The sequence below is a fragment of the Amycolatopsis jiangsuensis genome, from assembly GCF_014204865.1.
Lineage (GTDB): Bacteria > Actinomycetota > Actinomycetes > Mycobacteriales > Pseudonocardiaceae > Amycolatopsis > Amycolatopsis jiangsuensis.
Genome location: NZ_JACHMG010000001.1, coordinates 3667608 through 3688067 on the forward strand (window position 1 = coordinate 3667608; position 20460 = coordinate 3688067).

3 protein-coding genes (1 of these 3 cut by a window edge) are annotated in these 20460 nt (G+C 71.0%); all 3 read right to left on the bottom strand.

The genetic code is table 11. The features are described 5' to 3' along the window. Tightly spaced (each overlapping or abutting the next), the 3 genes in view from BJY18_RS16170 to BJY18_RS16180 form a layout consistent with a single transcriptional unit that may run on beyond the window. Entirely contained in the window at nucleotides 1-11841 is an 11841-nt protein-coding gene (locus tag BJY18_RS16170) for a non-ribosomal peptide synthetase (RefSeq protein WP_184780769.1), read from the bottom strand. Beyond that, complete coding sequence (locus tag BJY18_RS16175; RefSeq protein ID WP_184780770.1) at nucleotides 11838-19409, bottom strand: non-ribosomal peptide synthetase; 7572 nt, start codon at nucleotides 19407-19409, stop codon at nucleotides 11838-11840. Before BJY18_RS16175 ends, BJY18_RS16170 begins: the two co-directional genes overlap by 4 nt. Continuing rightward, nucleotides 19406-20460: the final stretch of a non-ribosomal peptide synthetase gene (locus BJY18_RS16180; RefSeq protein ID WP_184780771.1), read on the bottom strand. It continues 16933 nt past the right edge of the window; only the last 1055 of its 17988 coding nucleotides appear in the window; the start codon falls outside the window, past its right edge; its stop codon occupies nucleotides 19406-19408. The genes BJY18_RS16175 and BJY18_RS16180 overlap by 4 nt, the downstream gene beginning before the upstream one ends.

Below are 20460 nucleotides of genomic sequence, written 5' to 3' on the forward strand. Positions count from 1 at the left end.
TCAATCGAGCAGGTCACACAACCGATCCAGTACGGCCCGCGCCTGCGCCTCGGTGAAAACGTCACCGCGGTAGCCGAGCCGCAGATGCAGCCGACGGCCCGGGGTGACCCACAAGGTGAGCGGGTACGGCAGGTTGTCCCATCCGCCGACGCCGGCCACGCGCGGCTCTGTTTCCGGCGCCGCGCCGCCACCGGCAGGGAAGTTCTCGAACAGCACCACGGTGTCGAAAAGCCGTTCGTACCCGGCGAGTTCGGCGATCCGGCGGACGTCGGCGTGGTGGTGGTCGAGCATGGCCACCTGGGCGGCGTGCAGTTCGGCGAGCGAGCCGGACCGCACGCGCACCGGCACGGTGTTCACGAACAGGCCCGGCGTGCGGTCCGCACCCGGCAGGTCCGCCGGACGGCCGGACACCACGGCGCCGAAGACCACGTCGGCCCGCCCGGTCCGTTCGCTGAGCCAGCTGCCCCACGCGGCCTGGACCGCGGTGCTCAGCGTGACCCCGGCGGCGCGGGCGCGGTCGCTGAGCCGCGCCGTCGCTTCTTCGCTCAGCTCCCCCACCAGCCGGTCGGGCACCCGGGACAGGACCCGCGGGGCGTCCGGGGCCACCAGCGTCGGCCCGGGCAGCCCGACGAGCTGGTCACGCCAGGCTTCCTCGGCACCGTCACGGCGCCAGTGGAGGAAGTCACGGTACGGCCGGGCCCGCGGCACCTCCTCGCCCCGGTAACCGGCGAGGAGTTCCGCGATCACCAGCGACGTGGACCACCCGTCGAGCAGGACATGGTGCGAGGTGAGGACGAGCCGCCGCTGCACCGGGCTGAACACGAACCGCAGCGGTGGCGCTTGGTCGAGCGCGACCGGACGTGCTCGCTCTTCGAGAACCACGTCGTCGGCCTCTCGCCACGGCAGCGGCGGATCGGCGTGCACGACAGCGACCGGCACGCCACTCGCCGTGCGCGTGAACGCGGTGCGCAGGTTCGGCTGCCGCCGCAGGAACGCGGCCGCCGCCTCACGCAGGCGCCCGGGATCCACGTCGCCGTCGAAGTCGAGCACGAGCTGGATGGTGCCGACAGCGTGTCCGGCCGGACCGGTCTCCGCCTCCTCGAACAGGTCACGCTGGAACGGCGTCAGCGGCCAGACGTCGACCGCGGGGAACCGGGTATCCAGATCGTCCACATCGGACTGACCGAGTGGTACGAGCGGGAAGTCCGCGGGGCTGTGCCCGTGGTCGGCCGTGCGGTTCTCGACGAGGTTCCGCAGGACGGCGAACCACTTCCCGGCGAGGTCGGCGATCTCGTCCTCGCCGAGGATCCCGGACGCGAACGACCATTGCGCGACCAGCTCCGGTCCGGTTTCCCGGTCCTGGGTCAGCGCGTTCAGCTCCAGAACGTGTTCCAGCGCCATGTCCGGGGACAGCGCACCACCGAGTGCGACGGCCTCGGGCGCGGGCGTCCACGGTTCGTCGCTGCCCCCGGTGCCGAACCGGCCGAGGTAGTTGAAGCCGAATCGCGGGGTACGCAGGTCGGCCAGCGCGCCGCGCAGGTACCGCAGCAGGCCGAAGCCGATTCCGCCGTCGGGAATGGCACGCAACCGTTGCTTGGCCCGCTTCACCACCGCGGTCAAGGCCGGACCGCCGTTCAGCGCGTCGTCGACTTCCTCGTCGGAAACTGCGACGGCCACCGGGAAAACGCTGGTGAACCAGCCGACGGTCTGCGCCAGGTCCGCACCCGCGACGACCTGTTCTTCCCGGCCGTGCCCCTCCATCTCCACGAGCAGGCCGCCGCGGCCGCGCCGCCACGCCGCGAACGCGACCGCCAGCGTGCCGAGGAGTACCTCGTTGATGCCGGCGTGGAAAGCCGCGGGCACCTCGGTGAGCAAGGGCTCGGTGAGGTCCGGCGGCAGCGTCACCGAATGGCGGCCCATGGTCGCGACGGTGTCCACTGCCGGGTCGAGGTCCCGGTCCCCGAAGGTCCTGCCGCCAGCCCGCAGCGTGTCCTGCCACAGTTCGATTTCGCCGTCCCGGTGTGCCGCGCTTTCGGTCAGCCCGGCCGCCCAGGTACGCACGGACGTGCCCGTACGAGGCAGCAGCGCACCCGATTTCCACGCTCGGGCGAGGTCGGCGCTGATGATGCGCCAGGAAACACCGTCGACCGCGAGGTGGTGCACGACGAGCAGCAGCCGCCCTTGTTCGTCCGGACCGCCGTCGAACCACACCGCGCGGATCAGGTCACCTCGCTTTGGGGACAGCTCGTCGTAAGCCTGCCGGGCCTCGTCGGCCATACGCCCGGTCTCTCCGGCAGTGAGAACGTCGGCCGCCCGGACGGCACCGATCGGACGGACCTCCAGCCGGTCGCCGGAAAGCCGGCCACGCAGGAGGTCGTGCCGGTCCAGCAGCGCGTCGAGGACCTGTCGCAGCCGCTCGATGCTCGTCCCGGCCGGGACTCGCAGCAGCATCGACTGGGCGAACCGGGCGGGCATCGGGCCACGTTCGGTGAACCGCCGCAGCATCGGTGTCGCCGCGACCGGGCCGACCGCCGCATCCGCCGGTTCCGCCGCGGGTTCGGCTGTCACTTCCGCCGCCAGTTCGGCGATCCCGGCCACCGTCCGGCCCTCGAACACCTGACGCGGGGTGATCCGCAGCCCGGCTTCCCGGGCACGGCTGGTGAGCCCGATCGAGACGATGCTGTCGCCGCCGAGGGCGAAGAAGTCGTCGTCCGCGCTGACCGAGGCCACGCCGAGCAGATCCGCGAACACCGCCGCCAGTGCCTGCTCGGCGCCCGGCGCCGGCGGACGGCCCCCGTCGCGTCCGGTGAAGTCCGGGGCCGGCAGCGCCGCGCGGTCCACCTTTCCGTTGGTGGTCACCGGCAGCGCGTCCAGCACCACGATCGCGGCAGGGACGAGGTAGTCCGGCAGTACCGCGGCCAGCTCGCGGCGCAGCGTGGCACCGTCCACAGTGGCCTCTCCGGCGGGCACCACGTACCCGGCGAGCCGGCGAATACCCGGCTGGTCCTCCCGCACCAGCACGACCGCTTGCGCGACGGCGGGCAACGCCGCGAGCGCGGCTTCGGCCTCGCCCGGTTCGATCCGGAAGCCGCGGATCTTGACCTGGTCGTCGGTGCGCCCGAGGAAGTCCAGGTTGCCGGTGGCCAGCCAGCGGACGCGGTCACCGGTGCGATAGAGCCGGGAACCGGGCGGACCGAACGGGTCGGCCACGAACCGGTCCGCCGTCAGCCCCGGACGGCCGAGGTAGCCGCGCGCCAGCCCGGACCCACCGAGGTACAGCTCGCCCGCCACGCCGGACGGGACCGGCCGGAGGAATTCGTCGAGCACATATGCCCGTACCCCGGGGTCGGGACGGCCGATCGGCACCGGCCCCGGTGTCCACTCCGGACTCCGCAGCCAGGTGGTCGCGTTCACGGTGGCCTCGGTCGGCCCGTAGAAGTTGATCAGCGGCCGTCCGGCGAACCGTTCGGTCAGCTCGGCGGGCATCCGCTCCGCGCCGACCGCGAGCGTCGCTTCCGGGGGCAGCTCGCATCCGGCGGGCAGCGCGCCGATGAACGACGGCGGCACGTTCACCACGTTCACCTCGTGCCGTCGCAGGTACTCGGTGAACTGCTCCCCCGGCACGCGGACGTCGGAGGGCGCGAGCACGAGCGTGCCCCCGGACACCAGCGGCACCATCATCTGCCAGAAGGCCAGGTCGAAGCTGAGCGATACGAAGTGCAGCATGCGGGTCCGCCGACCCGGCCGGTACACGTGGTTCTGCAGCTCACGCAGCTTGACCACGCCCTCGTGCGGCACGATCACGCCCTTGGGCGTGCCGGTCGAACCGGACGTGTAGATCACGTACGCCGGATGCCCGGCGTGTAGCGGGGCGAGCCGTTCCGCGTCGCCGACCGGCTCAGCCGGGTAGGCGGCGATCCGCTCCCGGTCGTCGCCGTCCAGCACCAACCGCGGGAGCGCGCCGGCGGTCCGGGTGGTCAGGTCCGCGACGGTGACCAGCGCGACCGGCGCGGCGTCCTCGAGCATCACGGTGATCCGCTCGTCCGGGTAGTCCGGGTCGATCGGCAGGTATGCGCCACCGGACTGGAGTACCGCCAGCAGCGCGACGATCATGTCCGCAGTCCGCGGCAACATCACCGCGACCACCCGGTCCGGTCCCGCGCCGGCGTCGATGAGTGCCCGGGCCAACCGGCTGACGCGCGCGGTCAGCTCGGCGTAGGCGAGTTCCGTGTCGTCGCAGACGAGGGCCGGCTGGTCCGGCGTACGGGCGGACTGTGCGGCGAACAGGTCGGGGAACGTTTCCGCCGCGGGGATCGGGCCACCGTCGCCGAGGCTCAGCAGCCGCCGCCGCTCGTTCTCGCCCAGCACGTCGATCCGGCTCAGCCGGGTGCTCGGCGCGCTCACCACGCTGACGCAGAAGCGCTCCAGAGCGCGGGCGAGCCGCTGCGCGGTGGCCGTGTCGAACAGCGCGGTGCGGTAGTTGACGGCACCGGTGATGACGCCATCGCGGTGGTCGGTGCACATGAACGTCAGGTCGAAGCGGGCGACTTCGTCGGGCGCGGGCACGGAGGCGGTTTCCACCCCGGGCAACCCGAACTGCTCGTTCCCACGATGCTGGTGCACGACCATGACCTGGAACAGCGGATGCCGCGCGAGGGAACGCTGCGCGCCGACGGCCTCCACCACGCGTTCGAACGGCACGTCCTGGTGCGCGTAGGCGGCGAGGCTGCCCTCCCGGACCCTGCGTACGAGTTCGGTGAATTCCGGGTCCCCGCTGACGTCACAGCGGTGCACCAGCGTGTTGACGAAGAAGCCCACCAGATCGTCGAAAGCTTCGTCGGTACGTCCGGCGACCGGCACGCCGAGCGGGATGTCGGTGCCCGCACCGAATGCCCGCAGCAATCCGGCGATCGCGGCTTGCAGCACCATGAACAGGCTCGCGCCGGCGTCCGCCGCAAGCTCCCGCAGCCCCCGGCTGGTGTCCTCATCGAGCGCGAACGGCACTGCGCCACCGCGACTGTCGGCTACTGCCGGGCGGGGCCGGTCACGCGGCACCGGTAGTTCTTCGGGAAGGTCGGCCAGCGCGTTGCGCCAGAAGGCCAGCTGGCGGGAGAACAGGCTCTCCGGGTCGTGTTCGTCGCCGAGCAGCTCGCGTTGCCACAGCGCGTAATCCGCGTACTGCACCGGCAGCGGCGTGAAGTCGGGAGCCTGCCCTGCCTTTCGTCGTTCGTAGGCCTGGCCGAGGTCCCGCAGCAGCGGCGCGGTCGACCATTCGTCGGAGGCGATGTGGTGGACCAGCAACACCAGCACGTGGTCGTCGGCAGCGACGCGGAGCAGCTTCGCGCGGATCGGGATCTCCGTACCGAGCGCGAAACAGTACTGCGCCTCCTCCCGGACCTTCGCGGCCACTTCGTCCTCGCTGATGTCTTCGAAAACCCACGGGACGTCCACTTCGGACAGGATGCGCTGCTGGGTCTCTTCGAAGACCGTACGCAGGCTTTCGTGTCGCATTACCACGTCGTTCAGCGCGGTCCGGAGTGCAGCCGGGTCGAGCGGTCCGGTGAACCTTGCCGCGAGCGGAATGTTGTAGGTCGCATCCGGTCCGTGCAGCCGGTCGAAGAACCACAACCGCTGCTGGGCGAACGACAGGGGCAGCTCCTTCGGCCGCACCATCGCCGTCGCCGCGGGCCTGCCTTCCGCCGCCGCTCCGAGCGCGGCGGCGAGCCCGGCGACGGTCGGATTGTCGAAAAGCTCGCGCAGCGGGATCTCGCAGCCGAGCACCGTACGGATGCGCGAAAGCAGCCGCGTCGCCAGCAGCGAGTGACCACCCAGGTCGAAGAAGCTCTCCCGCGCACTCGGTGCCGGAATCCCCAGCACCTCGCCGAAGAGACCGGCCAGCAGCTCCTCGATGCCCTCACGCGCCGCTTCACCGCTCGATTCGTAGCGCGGCGCAGGCAACGCAGCACGGTCGAGTTTGCCGTGCGGAGTAAGGGGCAGCGCGTCGAGCACGGTGATTGAGGCAGGCACCTGGTAGCTGGGCAACGCGCCCGACAGGTACGCGCGCAGGTCCGCCGGATCGGCCGAGCCGACCACGTAGGCGGCCAGCCGCCGTTCACCCGGCGTGTCCTCGCGGTCGATCACCGCACAGCTCACCACCGCCGGATGCCGGGACAGCACCGCTTCGATCTCCCCGAGTTCCACCCGGAAGCCGCGGATCTTGACCTGGCCGTCGGAGCGGCCGACGTACTCCAGCTCACCGGAGTTGTTCCAGCGCACCAGGTCGCCCGTGCGGTAGAGCCGTGCACCGGCGCGGCCGAAGGGATCCGGCACGAATCGGCTCGCGGTCAGGCTCGGTCGTTCGAGATAGCCCCGCGCCAGGCCGAAGCCGCCTGCGTACAGCTCCCCGACGACCCCGGGCGGGACCGGACGCAGGAACTCGTCGAGGACGTACACCACGGTGTTGTCCACCGGCAGCCCGATCGGCACCCGGGTCGTCGCGGACTCCGGCCGGCAGCGGCTCAGCGTGATGTCCACGGTCGTCTCGGTGGGACCGTAGGAGTTGAACATCCGGTGCGCACCGGCGAACCGGTCGACCAGGTCCGGGCCACAGGCCTCCCCGGCGACGATCAGCGTCGTCTCGTGGGCGAATCCGGTGGTGACCGCGGCGAGCGCGGCGGGTGGCAGGGTCAGGTGGGTGATCCGGTGCTCTCGGACGAACGCGGCCAGCCGGTCACCGAGCCGGTCCTCCTCGCCGGCGAACACCAGCGTGGCGCCGGTCAGCAGGGCCATGCCGATCTCCCACATCGCCGTGTCGAAGCTCAGCGAAGCGAACTGCAGCACCCGCGAACCCGGTCCGGCACCGAATTCCCGGCGCATGGTCTCGGCCAGGCTCGGCACCCCACCGTGGGTGACCAAGACGCCCTTCGGCCGGCCGGTCGAGCCGGAAGTGTAGATCACGTAAGCAGAATTGGACGGTCGCAGTGGTGACCGGCGATCGGCGTCAGTGAGGTCGGTGCCGGGCAGGCCGGCGATCCAGGCCGCTGACTCCGGATCGTCGAGCACGAGTGCCGGGGCCACCTCGGGCAGCTCGATCCCGGACGCGGTGACCACCGCCGCGGGCTCGGCGTCCCACAGCAGGTAGCTGATCCGTTCCGCCGGATACGCCGGATCGACCGGAAGGTACGTTCCGCCGGCCTTCATGGTCGCCAGTGCGGCAACGACGGCCTGGGGAGAGCGGGGAAGCGCGACTGCGACCTTGTCCTCGGGCCCAATTCCCCGTGCCACCAATGCCCGCGCCAGCCGGTTGGCCGCCGCGTTCAGGTCCGCGTAGCTGAGGGTGCCTTCATCACTCTCGACAGCAGCAGTGTCCGGAGTGGACTTCGCGAAGGCCTCGAACAGCACGGGCAGCGTCACATCCGGTACCGCGCGGGCAGTTTCATTCCTCCGGACGAGAAGGTCACGGCGTTCGCTCTCGTCCAGGACGTCCCAGCGTCCTGACGGGGAGTTCGGCTCGGTGAGCGCACGGCCGAGGAACGTCGTCAGGCTGCGCGCGATGCGTTCCGCGGTGGCCTGGTCGAACTGGTCGGTGCTGTAGTTCAGGCTGCCGTGGACACCGTCCGGCGATTCCACGAAGGAGAAGGTCAGGTCGAACTTCGCCGCACCAGTGCGTGCGGCGACCGGCTCGACTTCGAGCCCCGGCAGGCCAGGCAGCGGCCGCGCGCGATGTTCATAGGTGACGCCGACCTGGAACAGCGGATGCCGCGACAGCGAGCGCTCCGGGTTCACCAGTTCGACCAGCCGCTCGAAGGGCACGTCCTGGTTGGCGAACGCGCCGAGGTTGGTCTCCCGCACCCGGGACACCAGTGACCGCAGCGAAGGATCGCCGGAAACGTCGGTACGCAGCACCAGCGTGTTCACGAAGAACCCGACCAGCCCGTCCAACGCGCCGTCCCCGCGACCGGCCACCGGGCAGCCCAGCGGGATGTCGTCACCGGCGCCGAGCCGGGACAGCAGACCGGCTACTCCGGCCTGCAGCACCATGAACACCGTCGCACCCGCGTCCGCGGCGAGTTTTCGTGCTCGCCGGTGGGTCTCGGCGGGGAAGTGGAACGGCACCGAGCCACCGCCGTAGGTCGGCACGGCCGGGCGCGGCCGGTCTCTCGGCAGCGGGAGTTCGTCGGGAAGCTCGGCCAGGGTCTTTCGCCAGTACGAAGTCTGGCTCGCCAGCAGGCTGCCGGGGTCACCCTCGGAGCCGAGCAGTTCCCGCTGCCACAGCGCGTAGTCCGCGTACTGCACCGGCAGCGGTGTCCAGCTCGGAACGGTGCCGGAGACTCGCGCGCCGTACGCGGTGGCAAGGTCACCCAGCAGCGGGCCGGCCGACCACTCGTCCGCGGCGATGTGGTGCACGAGCAGCACCACGACGGATTCTTCCGCCGCCACCCGCAACACCCATGCCCGCAAGGGGATTTCCGCGGAAAGGTCGAACTCGTACCGGACCACTTCGGACAGCGCGGCGTCCAGACCGGTCTGGCATTCCTGTTCGACCAGCTCGGGTCGCGCCTCGTCGAGAATCACCTGCCGAGCCGTCTCTCCGGACTCGGCGAAGACGGTACGCAGGCTCTCGTGGCGCGCAGCCACGTCGCCCAGCGCCGCCCGCAGCGCGGGAATGTCCAGGCTTCCCCGCATGCGCGCGACGAGTGGGATGTTGTATGCGGCCCCGGCGTTGCCGAGCCGGTCCAGGAACCACAGGCGCTGCTGCGCGTAGGACAGCGGAATCACCTCCGGCCGCGCCGCGGGTCGCAACGGCGGCCGCGCCGGATCACCTTCGCCGAGCCTCGCAGCCAGCGCGGCAACGCTCGGGTGGTCGAAGACCTCGCGAACCGGAAGGTCCACTCCGAACACTGCGCGGACCCGGCCGATCAGGCGGACCACCAGGAGCGAGTGTCCGCCGAGGGTGAAGAAGTCGTCATCGATCCCGACCTCGCCGACTCCCAGGAGTTCGGCGAACAAGCCCGCCAGCACTTCCTCCTGCGGCGTGCGCGGTGCGCGCGTGACGGAAGCAGTTTTGGGCCGCGCGGCGAGCGCCTTGCGGTCCAGCTTGCCGCTCGCGGTCAACGGCGGCTCGGCGAGCTGTTCCACTGTGGACGGGACCAGGTAGGACGGCACCCGATCCGCGACCGTGGCGAGCAAATCACGTTCGGCCACCGGCTGGTCCGCCACGACGAACGCGGTGAGGCTGCCTCCGCCGTCTGCGAGAACGACTGCCCGGCGCACCGCGGGGTGGCTCAGCAGTGCGGATTCCACCTCGCCCGGCTCGACCCGGAAACCACGGACCTTGACCTGGTCGTCCAGCCGGCCGAGGTAGTCGATCTGGCCGTCGGCGGTCCACTGTGCCAGGTCCCCGGTGCGGTACAGCCTCGCGCCCGGCGGCCCGAACGGGTCGGCGACGAACCGTTGTGCGGTGAGTCCTGCGCGACGCAGGTAGCCGTCGGCCACCCCCTGTCCGCCGAGGTACAGCTCCCCCGGCACCCCGGGCGGGACCGGCGACAGCGAACTGTCCAGCACGTGAGCGCAGGCGCCCTCGATCGGACGCCCGATCGGCGGCGCGCCTTCGGGGTCGTCGCCGAACCATGCCGTGGCGTACACAGTCGCCTCGGTCGGACCGTAGATGTTGCCGATCCGCGCGGCGGGCAGCCGGTCCCGCAACCGGGCGAACAACTCCCTGGGAAAGGCTTCCCCGGCCAGCACGATCGTCCGTGCGCGCAGGTCTACCGCGGGCTCGTCGAGTACCACTTCGACAACCGACGGAACACCGCTGACCAGGTCGAATTCCCAGCTGCGGCCCGGGTGCTCGGCGAGTTCGAGCAGGTTCCGCACCAGCTCGACCGAACCGCCGCAGAGCAGCGGCCCGAAGATCTCGAAGACCGACACGTCGAAGGTCAGCGAGGTGGCGGCGAGCACCCGGCCGAGCCCGTCGCGGCCGAACTCGGCCGCCGCCCAGGCAGCCAGGCCGGCCAGGTTGCGCTGGCTGATGACCACGCCCTTGGGCACGCCGGTCGATCCGGAGGTGTAGATGACATAGGCCGGATGCCCGGGCAGCACCGGCCGCACGAGGCTGGACCCCACCGGACCGTCGAGCGCTTCCGGCGCCACAGCGGGGAGGTCGCCGGCGAGTTCCCGGTCGGAGATGAGCAACCGTGGACGTGCGTCGGCGAAGGTGAACGCGAGCCGTTCTGCCGGATGTTCCGGATCCAGCGGCAGGTAGGCCGCCCCGGCAGTCAGCACGCCGAGCAGCACCGCGATCAGTTCCGGTGTCCGGGGCAGGGCGATCGCGACCAGGTCGCCCGGGCCGACGTCCCGCGAGACGAGCGCACCCGCGACCCGTTCGGCGCGGGCCTGGAGTTCGGCGTAAGTCCAGAAGTCGCCGCCGGGCAGGTGCACCGCCGGAGCCTGCGGGGTTTGCCGGACTTGGGCGGCGAAGCGGTCTCGCACCGTGGTTTCGCCGAGGGCCGGCGGTTCGGTCCGGCTCTGCCGAAGCATCGCCTGCCGGTCAGCAGCTTCCAGCAGACCCAGGGCGCCCGTGGGCCGTTCCGGTTCGGACAGTGCCGCGACGAGCACTGCCCGCAAGCCGTTCACCGCCGCCTGCGCCCGTGCCGCGGTGATCCGGCCCGGCTGGTACTTGGCGCGCAGCCGCAGCCGCGGTCCGGGGATGACGAGCACGGTCAGCGGGTAGTGCGTGGCGTCCTGGCCCGCGCTACCGGTGACGGTGACCTCGTGCTCCTCGGCCGGGGCCTGTTCCAGCGGGTAGTTCTCGACCACGAACAACGTGTCGAACAGTTCGCCGTGGCCGGTCTCCTGCTGGATCCGGGCCAGGCCGAGGTGCTGGTGCTCGAGCAGTTCCGCTTGTTCGGCTTGCGTGCGCGAGCCCAGTTCGAGGAAGCTCTCCGCGGGTGGGATGCGAAACCGTGCCGGGACGGTGGTGACGAACAGGCCCGGCATGGTCTCGCTGCCACGCAGCTGCGGTGGGCGGCCGGACACCGTGCTGCCGAACACGACGTCGGCGCGGCCGGTCAGCCGGCCGAGGACCAGCGCCCACGCCGCCTGTGTCACGCCGGCGAGCGTGAGCCGTTGCGACCGGACGTACGCGGTCAGCCGTCCGGTCTCCGCCTCGTCGAGTTCGGCGGTGATCTCCACCGGTGCGCCGGCGCTTCCGGCGCCGGTTCCGAGCAGGGTCGGCTCGGTGACGCCTTCCAGAGCCGAGCGCCACGCGTCGATCGCTTTCGCGGTGTCCTGCCTGGCCAGCCAGGACAGGTAATCCCGGTACGGCCGGGCACGCGGGAGAGTGTGTTCCGCGCCTTCGTAGAGGGCGAGCAGTTCACGCACGATCAGCGGCAGCGACCAGCCGTCGAGCACGATGTGGTGGTGCGTGACGAGCAGCCGATGCCGCGCGGATCCCAGCCGCAGCACCGTGAACCGCACCAGCGGTGGCCTGCTGAGATCGAACGGCTTGGCCCGATCCGCCGCCGCGATCGCCTCGGCGGTCTCGGCGTCCTGCACGTCGTGGAAACTCCACTCCGGTTCCACGGCACGCACGACCAGCTGCACCGGCTCGCCGTTCTTCCGGCGGCGGAAACACGACCGCAGCGCGGTGTGCCGCGCGACCAGCCGGACGGCCGCTTCCCGCAGCCGGTGCTCGTCCACCTCGCCTGCCAGGTCGACGGCGAGGTGCACGGTGTACGGGTCCGTGTCCCCCGCCGAAGCGGCCTCCTCGGCGTGGAAGAGCAGTCCTTCCTGCAGCGGCGACAGCGGCAGGATGTCCTCGAGTCCCCGGTCGGCACTCATCGTGTTCCCCACTCCGCTTCGAATTCGTCGATCTCGGCCTGGTCGAGGTCCAGCAGGTCCACGTCGGACGGTGTGTGTCCGCCGGCGCCACCCTCGACGTGTTCGCCCAGCGCGGCGAGCGCGTCGCCGAACAGCCGGGCGATCTCCCGCACGTCGTCTTCGGCCAGCAGCGGCCGCACCCAGGACCAGCTGATCCGCAGCACTCCGTCCATTACGGACGCATTGAGGTCCAGCACCCGGGGCGCCGGCAGCCCGGACGGGACCGCCGGAACGAGTGCACCGCTCTCCGGCGCGACCGAGAAGTCCTCGACGCGGCCGGCACCGACCTGACCGTGGTAGTTGAACCCGATCTGCGGCTCCGGAAACTGCGCCAATACGTCCGCAGTGGACTCTTCGAGATACCGGAGCACGCCGAATGCCGAACCGTTGCCCGGCAACGAACGCAGATCCTCCTTGATCCGTTTCACCGCCTGCCCGGCCGCCGCCTCCCCGCGCATCGCCGCGGACAGATCGATGCCGGACAGATCGAGCCGCGCCGGGTACAGACTGGTGAACCAGCCGACAGTGCGGGAAAGGTCCGCGCCGGGCACCAAGTGGTCTTCGCGGCCGTGCCCCTCCAAAGCGATCAACGCACCCGGCGCACGGCGCCAGGTACCCAAGGCGAGCCCGAGCGCGGTCAGCAGCACGTCGTCGGTGCGGGCGTGGAAGGCCGAGGGGACGGTGATCAGCAGCTGCTCGGTCACGTCGGCAGGCACCGAGGTGACCAGGTGCGACACCGACTCCATGGTGTCGTCCCGGGTCAGTGCACGGGTACCGAGCAGCGGGTCCGGGCCGCCGAGAATCCGTCGCCACTGGTCCAGTTCACCGGCCAGCTCCCCGCTGCGCGTGGCGAGGGCGCGCGCCCACGCCGGCATCGGCGTGCCGCCCGGCGCAACAGCATGCGGATCGTGCCAGGCGCGGCTCAGCTCGTCGATCAGGATGCGCCACGACACCCCGTCCACCACAAGGTGGTGGACGACGAGCAACAGCCGTCCGGGCTCCTGTGCACCGGCGTCGAACCAGACCGCGGCCAGTACCTGTCCGCGTTCCGGGTCGAGCCAGGCGACGGAATCACGCAGGGCACGGGAAATCCCGTCCGGATCGCGAGGTCCGGTGACCGTGATCGCCGGCGTCCCACCTTCGAGCACCAGCCGGCCGGCCGCGCGGTCCAGTCGCGCGTTCAGCATCGGATGCCGGTCACGCACCACGCTGAGCAGGTGCACGAGTTCGTCCCGCCGCAGGCCCGGCGGGGTGGTGAGCAGTCGATGCTGGGCGAAGCGGCGCAGGTCCCCACCGCGGTCGAGCAGTTCGCGCATGATCGGCGTGAGGGGCAGATCCCGGAAGGACTCACCAGGGTCCGGCGCCGGCGCGCTCGCCGCGGCTTCGGCCACTTCCGCGAGCCCGGCCGGGGTCTGCCTCTCGAACACCTGCCTTGGCGTCACGAGCAGGCCCGCGTCCCGCGCGCGGCTCACCAGCTGCAGCGACAGGATGCTGTCCCCGCCGAGTGCGAAGAAGCTGTCCTCCGCCCCGGCCGACGGCAGCCGCAGCAGCTCGGCAAACAAGTCGACAAAGAGACTTTCTCGGGGTGTCCGCGGGGCCTGGCTGCCGGTGCGGGTGCCGAAGTCGGGCTCGGGCAACCGGCCGCGGTCGAGCTTCCCGTTGGGGTTCAGCGGAAGCTCGTCGAGCCGCAGGACGACCGTGGGCACCATGTGGTCCGGCAGTGTCTCCGCCGCGTGGGCGAGCAGCGTGGCCTCCGCCGGTTCGGCGCCCGGCCGTGACACGACATACGCGGCGATCCGGCCGTCCCACACCGCCGTGGCGGCCGAGGTGACGTCCGGATGCGTGGTCAGCACGCTCTCGATCTCGCCGAGTTCGATGCGCTGACCACGGATCTTCACCTGATCATCGACGCGTCCGAGGAATTCGAGCTGCCCCTCCGCGGTCCACCGCGCCCGGTCGCCGGTGCGATAGAGGCGCGCTCCCCCGGGCGCCGCGACGAACCGGCTCGCTGTGAGAGCGGGGCGCGCGAGGTAGCCACGGGCGAGCTGCACGCCGCCGAGGTACAGCTCCCCCGGCACGCCGGGCGGCACCGGACGCAAGCGTGCGTCCAGCACGTGACAGGTGGTGTTCCACACCGGTGCCCCGATCGGCACCGGACGGGCATCGGACTCCACCTTGGTCCAGGTGACGTCCACCGCACACTCGGTCGGCCCGTACAGGTTGTGCAGTTCCGCGTCCATTGTCGACAGAGCTTGGTCGGCAAGCTCACGCGGGAGTGCTTCGCCACTGCACAGCACCCGCCGCACCGAGGTGCACCGCGCGGCGGCGGGCTCGGCCAGGAAGGCGCGCAGCATCGACGGTACGAAGTGGACAGTTGTGATCCGCTCGTCCTGGATGACCTTCGCCAGATAGGCAGGGTCACGGTGGCCGCCGGGTTCGGCGACGACGAGCGTCGCGCCGGTGATCAGCGGCCAGAAGAACTCCCACACCGAAACGTCGAATCCGGACGGAGTCTTCTGCAGCACCGGCTCTCCGGCCGTGAGCCCGAAGGTGTCCTGCATCCAGCACAGCCGGTTGACGATGGCCTGGTGCGAGACGACTGTGCCCTTCGGCTTGCCCGTGGAACCGGAGGTGTAGATGACGTAGGCCGTGTGCTCCGGTCGCGGCTGGGCGGTCTCGGTGGCCTTGCCCGGTGCGTCCAGCACTCCATCGGCGGTGAACTTGTGCACTGGTACCGGCGCAGTGAAGTCCTCATTGGACAGCACCAGCGCCGGACGAGCGTCACGGAGCACGTAGTCGTTGCGGGCAGCCGGGTGGTCCGGGTCGATCGGCAGGTACGCACCACCGGCGCGATGGATCGCGAGCAACGCCAGTACCAGTTCGATCGAGCGCGGCACGGCGACCCCGACGACCACGTCCGGGCCGACACCGTGCCTGCGCAGGGAACCGGCCAGCCGTTCGGCCCGGGCGTCCAGCTCGCCGTAGCTGAGCCGGACCTGGCCGGCCACGAGAGCGGTGGTGTCCCGATTCCGGCGGACCTGCTCGGCGAACAACTCGGGCAACGTCGTCGACGGAACCGGCGCGGTGGTGGAGTTCCACTGCGAGAGCGCACGCTGTTCGTCCTCGTCCGTCACTTCCACCGCACCGAGCGGGGTGTCCGGATCGGCAACCCACCCTCGAAGCAGGCGGCCGAGCCGGCGAGCGGCCGACGCCACGGTGTCCCGCTGGAACAGGTCGGTGCGGTAGGTGATGGAACCGGACAGGCCGGCGCCGGGGTCCTCGGCGAACGCGAAGGTCAAGTCGAACTTCGCGGTCTGCCGGTGCACCGGCTCCGGTTCGCTTTCCAGCCCGGGCAGACCGGGCAGCCCGGCGTCGCGGCGTTGGTAGAGCACCATCACCTGGAACAACGGATGCCGCGACAGCGAGCGTTCCGGGTTCACCAGCTCGACCAGCCGCTCGAAGGGCACGTCCTGGTGAGCGAACGCACCCAGGTTCGCCTCCCGGACGCGGGCAACGAGTGCACGCAGCGACGGATCGCCGGAAACATCGGTACGCAGGACCAAGGTGTTCACGAAAAACCCGACGAGCTCGTCCAGCGCGGCGTCGCCGCGCCCGGCCACCGGAGAACCCAGCGGGACGTCGTCTCCGGCACCCAGCCGCGACAACAACCCGGCCACCCCGGCCTGCAACACCATGAACACCGTTACCCCGGCAGCCGCCGCGAACTCGGACAGCGCAAGGTAACTGTCCCGATCCAGAGTGAAATCCACCGTGTCGCCACGGTTGTCCGAGACCGCCGGACGCGCGTGGTCCAACGGCAGGGTGGTTTCCGCGGGCAGGCCATCCAGCGCGTCGCGCCAGTAGCCAACTTGAGTCCCGAGTGGACTATCGGGGTCGTCCTCTCCGCCGAGCAGATCCCGCTGCCACAGGGCGTAGTCCGCGTACTGGACAGGCAGCGACGCCCAGTCCGGCGGCCCGCCGGCGGCTCGTGCACCGTATGCCGTGGCCAGGTCGCCCAGCAGTGGACCGGCCGACCACTCGTCCGCAGCGATGTGGTGCACCAGCACGACCACCACGGATTCCACTTCGGACAGATGCAAGACCCACGCCCGTACCGGAATCTCGGCGGAAAGGTCGAACTCGTAAGCCGCGATCTCCGCCAGCCGTTCGGGGACCTCCGCGGCCGTGACGGCCGTCGAAACGACCTCAGGCGTGGCAACGGGTAGTACCCGCTGGTACGGCAGTCCGCCGTCCTCACCGAAGAGCGAACGCAGAACCTCGTGCCGCGCGACGACGTCAGCGAGTGCCGAGCGGAACGCCGCTTCGTCAAGCTCGCCTCGCATCCGCGCCGCGAACGGGATGGTGTAACCGGTTCCCAGGCCGTGTAGCCGATCCAGGAACCACAGCCGCTGCTGCGCGAACGACAACGGTAGCGCCGCCGGCCGTTCGCGCGGAGTCAACGCCGGGCCGTGCCGAGCCGGGCCGGCGGCAAGGGCGGCCATCCCGGACACCGTGGGTTGGTCGAACACCGCGCGCATGCTGATGTCCGTGCCCAGCCTCGAACGCAGCCGCGAAACCAGCCGGATCGCCGACAGGGAGTGCCCGCCCAGGGCGAAGAAGTCGTCGTCCGCGCCGACTTCGGACACCCCCAGGACCTCCGCGACGGCCGCGGCGACCAGCTCCTCGGCCGGTCCACTTGGGGTCCTCCCTGCCCGCGCGGACGGTTCGGGCAAAGCATCGACATCGAGCTTTCCGTTACGCGTCAAAGGGAACTCGCGCACTGGCAGGAGGACGGCAGGAACCAGGTGTGCGGGCAGCCGGGCCGCCAGGTGGTCATGCAGTCCGTCCGGACCGGCGCTTGCCGTGGGTACGTAGTAGCCGATCAGCCGCAGTGTGCCGTCCGGACCGGGACGGGCCACCACTTCGGCCGCGGCGACCTCGGCGTGTCCGGCCAAGACGGCACGCACCTCGCCGAGTTCGATACGGAACCCGCGGACCTTGACCTGCCGATCGGCCCGTCCGAGGTAGTCGAGCACTCCGTCCGGCCGCGCGATCGCCCGGTCGCCGCTGCGGTACAGCCGCGCACCGGGCGGGCCGAACGGATCGGCGACGAACCGCGTCGCGGTGAGCGCGGAACGGCCGAGGTAGCCGCGGGCGACGCCGGGGCCGCCGACGTAGATCTCACCGGGCACCCCCGGCGGCGCCGGCCGCAAAGCGTGGTCCAGCAAGTACATCCGCAGGTCCGGGAGCGCCGTACCGATGCCCGACGGGTGGTCCGCGCGCAGCTCGGTGTGGCTCACGTGCACGGTGGTCTCGGTGATCCCGTACATGTTGACCAGCGACGTCCCGGGGTGGCGAGCGAACCACGACCGCAGCACGGACTCGTCGAGCGCTTCACCACCGAAGATCACCTGCCGCAGCGTGAGTCCCGGTTCAGGTTCCTCGTCGTCGGCACGGCACAGCGCGGCGAACGCGGAAGGCGTCTGGTTGAGCACTGTGACGCGTTCGCGGGCGAGCAGGCCAAGCATCTCGCGCGGCGACCGGCGCGCTTCTGCCGGAACGACGACCAGACGGCCGCCGTGACACAGCGCACCCCAGATCTCCCACACCGAGAAGTCGAAAGCCGTGGAGTGGAACCACGTCCACACGTCCTCCGGCCCGAAACGGAACAGCTCGCGCGTGGTGTCGAGCAGCCGCGTGACGTTGTGGTGCGTGACGATCACGCCCTTCGGGCGCCCGGTCGAACCGGAGGTGTAGATGACGTAGGCCGCCTCTTCGGGATCGACGACGACATCCCCCCGCGCCGCTGCACCGGCGTCAACCAGGACGCGGTCGACACCCGCGGGAAGCACGTGTTCGGTGGCTCGGTCGGTCACCACGGTCACCGGGCGCGCGTCATCCAGTGTCCCGGCGATGCGGTCGGCCGGGTAGTCCGGATCGATGGGCACGTACGCGGCACCAGCGCGAAGCACGGCGAGCAAGGCGACGATGGTGTTTACGCCACGGGGAAGGATGACGCCGACGAAGTCCCCGCGTCCAGCACCGCGCCCGACGAGCACCGCGGCAAGCCGTCCGGAACGGTCGTCGAGTTCGGCATAGGTCAGGGACTGCTCGGAATCGGAGACCGCGATCGCGTCCGGCCGGCGAACGGCGTGCTCACGGATGCGTTCCGGCACTGTCCGCACGCGGTCGACGGCCACCGGCGTGCGGGGCAACTGGGCTCGTTCACCGTCGCTGAGCAGGTCGAACTCCGCGAGCGCCCGGTCCGGGCCGGCGGCGATCCGGGTGAGCAGCCGGACGAGCCGGTCCGCGAGCGTGGCCATCTGCCCGGCGGTGCGGCGATCGGGCAGGTAGAGCAGGCCCAGTTTCAGCCGGCGACCCGGCTGCACGATCAGGGTGACCGGGTAGTGCGTGGCGTCGCTGCCGGTGATCCCGGCGAGCCGGAGCCCGGCGGCGGCACCGGCGGTGTCGATCGAATCCGGGTCCACCGGGTAGTTCTCGATCACCACGAGCGTGTCGAACAGGGTTCCGGCGCCCGCGTCACGCTGGATCTCGGCCAGGCTGACGTGGTGGTGTTCGAGCAGCGTGTTCTGCTCGGCCTGCACCCGCCGCAGCAGCGTGGAAATCGGCTCGCCGGGCTGGAGCCGTACCCGCACCGGGACCGTGTTGACGAACAGCCCGATCATCGACTCGACCCCGGCCAGGTCGGTCGGACGGCCGGACACCACCCCGCCGAACACCACGTCGGAGCGGTCGGTCGAGGCGCCGAGCAGCATCCCCCACGCGGTGTGGAGCAGGGTGCCGAGGGTGACGCCCTGCTGCCGGGCGAGCCGGGTGAGCGCCTCGGTCGTCGCGGTGTCCAGCTCGGTGTCGTATCGCCGCGGGTCCGAGTCCGGTTCCCCGTTGCCGCCCTCCGCCAGCAGAGTCGGACCGTCCACCCCGGTCAACGCGGTGCGCCAGGCTTTTCGGGCGGCGGCATTGTCCTGTTTGGTCAGCCATGCCAGGTAGTCGCGGTACGGGCGCGGGGTGGGCAAGGAATCCTCGTCACCGTAGAGCGCGAGCAGTTCACGCACCAGCAGCGGCACCGACCAGCCGTCCAGCAGCAGGTGATGATGGGTCAGCAGCAGGCGATGCTCCTCGTCGGCCAGCCGGACGAGAGTGAACCGCAGCAACGGCGGTGTCCCCGGATCGAAGCGACGGCTGCGGTCCTCTTCGGACAGCCGGGGCAGCTCCTCCCGGCGTCCCCGCAGGTCGGTCTCGTGCCATTCCGGTTCCGCCTCGGCCGGCACGACCTGCACGATCTGGTCGATGCCCTCGTGCCAGAACGCCACCCGCAGGTTCGGATGCCGGCGCAGCAGCGCGGCAGCGGCCGCGCGCAGCCGGTCCGGATCCAGCCGTCCGCGCAGGTCGAGGGCGAGCTGCACGGTGTAGCGGTCGGGGCCGGCTTCGGAGTACATCGTGTGGAAGAGCAGGCCCTGCTGCAGGGGTGCGGCGGGCAGGACGTCCTCGATGCGCGACCGCGTCGTCACCGGGTCCTCCAAGTCGTTTCGAGCAGATCGATCTGGTCCTGGCTCAGCGAAACCAACGGAAGGTCGGACGGGGTGTGGCCACCCGCGTCGTCACCCGCCGCATGGGCGGCGAAGCCGTCGAGTGCGCCGAACCAGCGGTCGGTGAGCGCGCCGAGTTCGTCCTCGCTCCACAACTCGGGCGCGTACACCCAGTGCAGGGCGAGTTCCGGTCCGGGAACCACCGACAGGTTCACGGTCAGCCCGTTCGCCAATGCCAGTCCGGGATCCGCGGTACCGCCGAGCCCGGCCGACAACGGCGCCCACGGCTCGTCCGCCGTCGCCGCCGTGTCCGTCCGGCCCAGGTAGTTGAACGCGAGCCCGGCAGCGGGCAACCGGCTCAGCGCCCCGGAGGTCCGCGGGTTGAGGTACCGCAGCAGGCCGTAGCCGATCCCGTCCCCGGGAACCGCGCGGACGGTCTCCTTCACCCGCTTCAACGCCTGCCCGGCATCGGGCCCGCCGTTCCGTGCGGCAGACACGTCGAGCCCGGCGAGGTCGAACCGGACCGGGTGCGCGGTGGTGAACCAGCCGATGGTGCGGGACAGATCCACATCCAGCTCGTCGACCCGGCCGTGGCCTTCGACCTCCACCACCACGGACTCCGTGCCGAGCGCGAGTACGAGCCCGGCGAGCAGCACCTCGTGCACGCGTGCGTGGAAGGCCTCGGTGACGGCACCCAGCACCGGTTCGGTGCGCGCCGAGGACAGGGTGCGGGTCAGCGTCCGCGCGGCGCCCATGGTGTCGCGGTGCGGATCGAGGCGCTTCGGATCGTTGCCACGCAAGGTGGTCGTCCAGTGATCCAGTTCTCCGGACCGCCGGGTGGCTTCCGTGGTGAGCAAGCCCGCCCAGCGCCGCCACGACGTCGGCACCGGATCGAGCACCGGCGAACGCCCGTCGCGCACCGCTGTCCAGGCGGCGGCGAGGTCGCCGAGCAGGATCCGCCACGACACCGCGTCGGCCACCAGATGGTGCAGGACGATCAGCAGCCGGTCGTCGCCGAGGCGGGTGAAACGGG

Coding starts and splice junctions, on each gene's coding strand:
- BJY18_RS16170 (WP_184780769.1), bottom strand. CDS start 11,841: ATGAGTGCCGACCGGGGACTCGAGGACATCCTGCCGCTGTCGCCGCTG.